General features: G+C 32.7%; 1 protein-coding gene. It reads left to right on the top strand.

Features of this window, described 5'->3' with window-relative positions; all coding sequences use genetic code 11:
• Window positions 1-202 precede the first annotated feature (202 nt).
• Window positions 203-1,201: an FRG domain-containing protein gene (locus EHQ58_RS18480; protein ID WP_167883694.1), complete on the top strand. Its 999-nt coding sequence runs from the start codon at window positions 203-205 to the stop codon at window positions 1,199-1,201.
• The last annotated feature ends 177 nt before the right edge of the window (window positions 1,202-1,378 follow it).

The raw sequence follows: 1,378 nt of genomic DNA, 5'->3' as shown, positions 1-1,378 counted from the left end.
TGGCGTTTTCTTGCGACTTTTTCCTTGATTTAGCTTATATTCTTTTATCAATATTTCTGTTGGAATTCCTAAATTACAAAGAACTAAGGAAATTTTCAATTTAGAACCATTCTCCCTCTTCACTAATCATAAAAACTTAATTCTAGATAAAGACTATGGATTAATTTTAATGCCGCCAGACGCCGCAAAAAGAAACTTCTATTTGAATCAATTTGAATTAGAAAGATATACAACTCATTACCCTTTCCTAAAAAACCAGCTTTCAAACATATTCAGTATCGGAGCATATCGTGCTAATCGTATTTTAAAAGATAGAGAGAATTTCGAACCAATTGAAATCCAAGTCAATACAAGAAAAGAAATTGAAGATATAATTGATCAAATCAAAAACAAAATATCAAAAACTAAGTATGAACTTTGGTATAGAGGTCAGGATAAGGAATACTTTGTTAAAAACATTCACAAAGATGTCTTAAGTTTATGTCCATGGCGATCCATTCGCGATGTCTCACTGATTCCATCAATCTTCAGAACTGCATCTAATCTGCCCAAATCACTTGATAAATATACAACGCAACTATTTCAAATTTTAAAAAATGAAACATTACTACGATTACACTTATCAATTCCCGCTTATAAAAATCTCTTATCAGATGAAAAGGCAGAAAAAGAATTTTTTAAGAATAAAGCTTGGAGTAAAGATAATCAAGGGTTTGAAACTGTTCATTTAACAAATGAAAATGAAATTAAAGAGAAACGCTACTTCAATCCAATTCTCTACTCAATTCAGAATGCTCTAATTCTACAGCATTACACCATACCATCCAATATTCTAGATATAACAAAAAGTTTAGATGTTGCTTTATTTTTTGCTCAAAACGAATTAAGCAATAGCAAATATATACAAAAAGAAAATATCAAGGAAAGCGTAATTTATCTATTCATTTTCAACCCTGATACAGATAGATTCATTGATTCAACGTTAATATTAAACGGACAAAAAATTATCAGACCTATAAGGCAAAGCTGTGGCGTAATTTCAGGTGCTTCTATTTCAAATCAAAATTACTATGCTCGTTTCATTTCATTAAGAATAAAACTCTTAAACCATATTAATTATGACAAAAATATAAATGAAAATTTTCTATTTCCTTCTTCGTTAGAAGATCCGATAAGAAATTTTCTCGAAAAAATAAAATAGATGCGTTGCAAACTTCGTATAACTGCGGCTGACACGCTCCGCTCGGGACTTTCGCCCTCGCTCGGCCTAAAGGCACATTGTCCTCCGTCACGCTTCTTGCTCTGCAAGAAGGCGCGCCGACGCTAACGTCTCTGCGAGACTCAGCTACGGACAACGTCGTGTAGCCTAGTTCGTTAT

The sequence above is a fragment of the Leptospira ognonensis genome (genome assembly GCF_004770745.1).
Classification (GTDB): domain Bacteria; phylum Spirochaetota; class Leptospiria; order Leptospirales; family Leptospiraceae; genus Leptospira_A; species Leptospira_A ognonensis.
The sequence above is the reverse complement of the archived record's forward strand: the minus strand, read 5'-3'. Positions and strand labels throughout refer to the sequence as shown.